9 protein-coding genes are annotated in these 4955 nt (G+C 46.0%); 3 read left to right on the top strand and 6 right to left on the bottom strand.

Annotation, left to right across the window (positions count from 1 at the left end; all coding sequences use genetic code 11):
• The first annotated feature begins 376 nt into the window (after positions 1 to 376).
• Both Q0628_RS04155 and Q0628_RS04150 read left to right on the top strand, forming a co-directional pair.
• Positions 377 to 652, top strand: coding sequence for a type II toxin-antitoxin system RelB/DinJ family antitoxin (locus Q0628_RS04155; RefSeq protein WP_073324079.1), 276 nt, complete (start codon positions 377 to 379; stop codon positions 650 to 652).
• Entirely contained in the window at positions 645 to 911 is a 267-nt protein-coding gene (locus tag Q0628_RS04150; protein ID WP_298768436.1) for a Txe/YoeB family addiction module toxin, read from the top strand. The genes Q0628_RS04155 and Q0628_RS04150 overlap by 8 nt, the downstream gene beginning before the upstream one ends.
• A 13-nt stretch (positions 912 to 924) precedes the next feature.
• Here the strand turns inward: Q0628_RS04150 and Q0628_RS04145 are convergent, their stop codons facing one another.
• Together Q0628_RS04145 and Q0628_RS04140 are read right to left on the bottom strand one after the other, a co-directional pair.
• On the bottom strand, positions 925 to 1158 hold the full coding sequence (locus tag Q0628_RS04145) for a DUF2442 domain-containing protein (RefSeq protein ID WP_298768434.1): 234 nt from the start codon (positions 1156 to 1158) through the stop codon (positions 925 to 927).
• Positions 1159 to 1160: 2 nt separating this feature from the next.
• On the bottom strand, positions 1161 to 1319 hold the full coding sequence (locus tag Q0628_RS04140; RefSeq protein WP_298768432.1) for a hypothetical protein: 159 nt from the start codon (positions 1317 to 1319) through the stop codon (positions 1161 to 1163).
• Positions 1320 to 1450: 131 nt separating this feature from the next.
• On the opposite strand from Q0628_RS04140, the gene Q0628_RS04135 reads away from it, so the two are divergent.
• Complete coding sequence (locus Q0628_RS04135) at positions 1451 to 1603, top strand: hypothetical protein (protein WP_298768430.1); 153 nt, start codon at positions 1451 to 1453, stop codon at positions 1601 to 1603.
• Positions 1604 to 1653: 50 nt separating this feature from the next.
• On the opposite strand, the gene Q0628_RS04130 is transcribed toward Q0628_RS04135, so the two are convergent.
• The 4 genes from Q0628_RS04130 to Q0628_RS04115 form a co-directional block, all read right to left on the bottom strand.
• The gene (locus Q0628_RS04130; RefSeq protein WP_298768428.1) at positions 1654 to 1881 is read right to left on the bottom strand and encodes a hypothetical protein; all 228 of its coding nucleotides are present in this window, start codon (positions 1879 to 1881) and stop codon (positions 1654 to 1656) included.
• A gap of 350 nt (positions 1882 to 2231) precedes the next feature.
• On the bottom strand, positions 2232 to 3359 hold the full coding sequence (locus tag Q0628_RS04125) for an FISUMP domain-containing protein (RefSeq protein ID WP_298768426.1): 1128 nt from the start codon (positions 3357 to 3359) through the stop codon (positions 2232 to 2234).
• Positions 3360 to 3421: 62 nt separating this feature from the next.
• Entirely contained in the window at positions 3422 to 3697 is a 276-nt protein-coding gene (locus tag Q0628_RS04120; protein ID WP_298768424.1) for an LEPR-XLL domain-containing protein, read from the bottom strand.
• Between the two features lie 59 nt (positions 3698 to 3756).
• Positions 3757 to 4955: FISUMP domain-containing protein (locus Q0628_RS04115; protein WP_298768422.1), on the bottom strand; the 1199-nt coding region annotated here is incomplete at its 5' end.

Genomic DNA, 4955 nt, shown 5'->3' with positions numbered 1-4955 from the left:
TCGACCTGATGGGCTCCGAGCTCGGGAACATCCGCCTGAACGCCGGCGCGACGCTGACGGACCTCAAGGCCGGACTCAAGACCGCCGGCTACCAAGGCGGAGCCTATGTGATTAGGAATGCCGCCGGACAGACCCTGCGAATCAATTTGGGGAGGTAAGTCCGCGAGACGTTCTCGCGCATCTTAAACCGCGCGGAACTCCCCCGCATTTAAAAGCCCCGACCTCTCGTAACGATGGCCGGGGTTTTTAGCGTCAATGTTTAATGCAATTTTATGCAAATTGCAGAATGTTGAATAAAATTGCAGTATTTTTATTAAAAATTATTGCTTTTTGCAGTTAGTAAATGTATATTTGTAAGGTAACAAAGGAGCATTATATGGCACAGGCAACGATATCCGCACGCATCGACAGCAAGGACAAAGAAAGCTTTGACAAGTTCTGCAGCAATGTAGGGCTGTCCACTTCTGCCGCCATTTACATGTTCGTGAAAAACGTCATCAACGAGCGCCGCATCCCCTTTGAAGTCCGCGAGCCCTCCCCCCGCTACAACGCAAGCGACATCGAAGCCCTCAAGAAAGGCATCGAGCAACTTAACGCCGGGAAGGGGATTGTGAAGACAATGGAAGAACTGGAGGCGATGGAGAATGGCTAAAATCGCTTTTTCCGAAACTGCCTGGCAAGATTATCTTTATTGGCAACTCCAAGACAAAAAGACCCTGAAAAGAGTCAACCAATTGCTAAAAGACATTGAACGCAACAATTTTGAAGGCATCGGAAAACCCGAAGCATTGAAGGGCGATCTCAGCGGATTTTGGAGCCGCAGAATCGATGACGCAAATCGGCTAATTTATCGTATCAACGGCGAGTTCATCGATATCCTTTCGTGCAAAGGTCATTACGAAGACGTTTGACGATTAAGTCGGCTTATTGAAGGCTTCTAATGAATTCGGGGGCGAAGTCGACTCCATTTGACCATGTGATTGTGTGCGCTTGCAGCGTGAAATCTTTAAAGGTATTGATGTCTACTAGTTGCTGCACGATAGGTCGGTGGTCCGACTTGATGACGCATTCAAAATCAGCAACAAAACGGCATCCGTCATTGAATTCGACGGATATCTTGTAGTCGCCAATATATTTTGCGTCAGTCACGTGAAGCATATCTAGACCAGTGGATCGATTTTCTTGTATTTCTTCTTGACATCGGAAAGGACCATAGCGGCAGGGCGTGTGCGGCCGTTCAGCATATCGCTGTAGCCTTTCTCGAGTTCCGCATCGAAGCGTTCTTTTGACCATGTGGCGGCATTTTCAATCTTGTTCATATCATTCAACATACATATTTGCCCGCACAAATGCAAGATTTTTTTCATGATAAAACCAATCTCTTGACAATAGGATAATCTGAAAATAGATTTGAAACATGATAAAACAAACATCGACCTTTGATAGGATTATGGCGGACCCTAAGCAGAAAGGGGCTTTCGAAAAGGAATATGCAAACTTTCTTCAATCAGAAATGAAACTCCAGAAGGCTCTTGCCGAGGGTGAACGATCCGCCAAGCAGGGTGGCTGGCTTTCCGCTGCAGATGTGCGGAAAAAATTTTAGGCCCTTTTTGTGCAGACCTCCCCTACGGAGGATTTTTTGTTTATTAGACGCTAGGAATTCATCAATCCTTTGATGAATTTTTCGGCATCAGCTACTTGCGCTCCGTTTTTGAGTTCGGAGATGGCTTTGGATAGTTCGGCGTAAACATCGTCTAGGGGCGTGATGCGACCATTGCGCACGTCATCCAAGCCTTTTTGCATCTTTGCATTGAATACTTCTTCCGACTCTTCGAGTGCGAACATGCTTTTCAACTTGCTTTTCTGCTTATCGTAAGACATGAATACTCCATAGACAATTGTCTGCGGATAAATATAATTCAATTGCTATGTCAGATTATGACAAAAATGGACTTTTTCGGGGTGTTTGGGCACGGGGCGATTGTTTTGGGGTGGGGTTAAGCATCCATCATCAAACGAGGCTCTAACGACTCGATTTTATAGCTCTTACGGGTAGAATTCTTCTTGTTGTTCTTCTTTGACATAAATAACTCCCTTAGGGCTTTTGACGCCTACGGCGTCCGCGGCGGCGGCTCTCCTATGCGTGCGCAAGCGCCCGCGCAGTAGAGCTTTGCACGCTTTTTCCCAAAGCCCTGCTTTTTTAGTTTAAAATGGATGTCGACAATCGTTGATTAGTCTACACTATAATTCATCACGCAGCGGATGGGTAACTTGCTCGGTTTCTGTTCCAAATCACGAAACACAACTTCATATTCATCTAGAAGTGTTGTTTGCGCATACAAGGCATCATCTCCTGTTTCGGCAGGGAGCCAGTATTCACCATACACACCCATACTTTTATATTTACCCCTAAGGTACCCGCCTCCAAGCAATGCAGAAAATCCAACCTGATCCTTTCCCATAAAAAGTTTCGAAAGCATCTGAAAGGATCCAAAACCAGTCGCCGGAAGTCCTCTCCATTCAAACTCATTCAAGACATGCCATCCATCCGGACAAATACCCTGGTGTTGAATACGAGTAGACAAGCTATCAAAAACATCAGGACAGTCAGCAGATGACCCTAGAAAAAGAGTGTCACACGCCCGGTGGAACCCCATCGCCTCGCTCCAGGAATAAAGTCCGCCGAAACCGTTTTCGCAATACCAAGGATCATCGTTGTAGCAAAACTTTTCAACAACGCCGTCGGCGTTCGTTGCCGAGTCTACGGGAACCATCTCGCCATAATTTAAATTGCTCGCCATAATAACATACGTCGCTTTCACAGGTTTATCTTCATACGTAATGGTTCTGTAGACTTTTCCATCGCGAGGGTCCGTAAACTCGCCATACTTGACATTTTCATTATACTGTTTAGACATATCGTAGTAGCTGCTACTAGATTCAACCATGGAGCTAGAAGATTGTTGTAAAATCCAGAATCCGTTCGTACAAACGTATCTTTCTCGTTCCCGTTTTTCGTTTAGCATAACCATAGCACTCCCCTCTTCTTCCTGATTACATTGTTCAAGCTCTTCTTCAGAGGAACTCAAATAAGATCCACCATCTGAACTAGATGTATCAGAGCCGGAGTTCACCGAAGAGCTACTATTCTTGCCACTTACAGAACTAGAGGATTTCGAACCGCCCCCCGAAGACGTTCCTTTGTCCGTGACGGAACTCGAGGAGATTGCTTCGTCGCCACTAGAGGACGAAACTTCCGCTACCGGGTCCGGTCCAGCACCGCTGGAACTGTCGTCACAGGCGGCAATAGTCAATGCGGCCATCACGGCCAAACCCAGGAACAGACATCTTGCGTTCATTCTATTTTCCTTTATTTTTATTCTAATAACATATCGGCACAAAACCCGCCGGGTTCTGCGCATCATTCCGCGCGCAAATATAACTGACCATTTACGACATCTGCCAAAGAAAGTCGTTCCGGTTCCTTGTCCATATCGTTGGTATCAACAACAAGAAGTCCGTCAATCTTCGAGGAATTGCTATCAATTGTGTAGGCACCGACATTCAATGCATTGAGTTCATCATTCCACTCGTTTACTGAAGCATCCATCAAGAGTCTCGGTTCGAGAGACTCAATTTTGTAATTTTTACGGTTGTTTTTCTTGGACTTTTTGTTCTTCTTGTAGAGTTTAGACATATAACCCCTATAGCCTTTTTGCAAAAGGCGTTGTTAATTTATTTAAAATCCTGTTACAATTAGTAGTTTTTTACACAGCGAACGGAAAGAGCTCGTTTTGCTTTAACCTCTTCGTAAATGCGACTCATGCCTTGAGAATCTATCGCGACACGATGAGCCCTTTCAGCATCATCTGCTGATTGTTGCGGCGTCCAAAAAATAGCTTGCTTTTTTATATCCCTAAAAACTAACGAACCATTCGGATATCGCTCCCAACTTCCCGCCGGCAATATTGACAAACCAGAACTGTTGTTACCAAAGCCAGCCACTTTCGAGCCCAAATCGAATACACTACTATGCTGCAAATATGCCCATTCCCCTTCACTTGCTACATGCCACCCCTCGGGGCAAATACCCTGATGCTGGACATAATATTGTGGTTGAGTATAACCGCTGGGATAAACGAATTTTTGGGAGCAAGCCTCTGCACTCATAGAAACGCTGTCACACACTGTGGGAAAATTCATCGCATTGCTCCAAGTATAGAGGCCACCCCAGCCGTTTTCGCAGTACCACGGGTCGTCATCGTAACAGTACTTCGTGGAGTCTCCCTGCACAGTACCGCCAGGAACCATCTTGCCATAATTCAGGTTCTCGGCAAAGAAAACATAAGTTTTTTCAAAAACATCATCATACTTGCTCACCGTCCGGTACTTCTGTCCATCGCGCGGATCAGTGAACTCACCATAAGACACCTTCTCGTTAAACTGATTCGTCATATCGAAATAGCTACTGCTACTGACTTGAGATGAGCTGGAAGATTCCACCGGGACCCAATATCCATCTTTGCAGACAAATCGCATTCCATCCTCTCTCCGAGTTGTCCCCTCTTCATCTGCGGAGCACGCTTTCTTTACTTTACTAGAACTGCTAGATTCCATCTTGACATATTGGCCACTCTTGCAAACATATCTCTCCCCAGTATCATAAATGGTCAAAATACGATTCTCATCCTTTTCTTCGCAAGATTCCGGAATCAACCCGCTTGAAGAACTGCTCTTGGCATCCGTAGACAAGCTCGATTTCGCAGAAGAAGAACTGTTCGTAGACGAAGACGAAACGCTGCTACTGCTGGAGGAAGGACTGGATGGATCCCCTCCGCTGCGCTCCGAGGATGACTCGGCAATGGAACTGCTCGTCTCCTTTTCCGGTTCAACGACGCTGCTGCTGTCATCATCGCCGCAGGCGGTAAAAGCAAGAACTAGGCAAGCGATTGCTG

This window comes from uncultured Fibrobacter sp., from assembly GCF_937877005.1.
Taxonomy (GTDB): domain Bacteria; phylum Fibrobacterota; class Fibrobacteria; order Fibrobacterales; family Fibrobacteraceae; genus Fibrobacter.
The sequence above is the reverse complement of the archived record's forward strand: the minus strand, read 5'-3'. Positions and strand labels throughout refer to the sequence as shown.

Coding starts and splice junctions, on each gene's coding strand:
- Q0628_RS04155 (WP_073324079.1), top strand. CDS start 377: ATGGCACAGGCAACGATATCCGCACGCATCGACAGCAAGGACAAAGAA.
- Q0628_RS04150 (WP_298768436.1), top strand. CDS start 645: ATGGCTAAAATCGCTTTTTCCGAAACTGCCTGGCAAGATTATCTTTAT.
- Q0628_RS04145 (WP_298768434.1), bottom strand. CDS start 1,158: ATGCTTCACGTGACTGACGCAAAATATATTGGCGACTACAAGATATCC.
- Q0628_RS04140 (WP_298768432.1), bottom strand. CDS start 1,319: ATGAACAAGATTGAAAATGCCGCCACATGGTCAAAAGAACGCTTCGAT.
- Q0628_RS04135 (WP_298768430.1), top strand. CDS start 1,451: ATGGCGGACCCTAAGCAGAAAGGGGCTTTCGAAAAGGAATATGCAAAC.
- Q0628_RS04130 (WP_298768428.1), bottom strand. CDS start 1,881: ATGTCTTACGATAAGCAGAAAAGCAAGTTGAAAAGCATGTTCGCACTC.
- Q0628_RS04125 (WP_298768426.1), bottom strand. CDS start 3,359: ATGAACGCAAGATGTCTGTTCCTGGGTTTGGCCGTGATGGCCGCATTG.
- Q0628_RS04120 (WP_298768424.1), bottom strand. CDS start 3,697: ATGTCTAAACTCTACAAGAAGAACAAAAAGTCCAAGAAAAACAACCGT.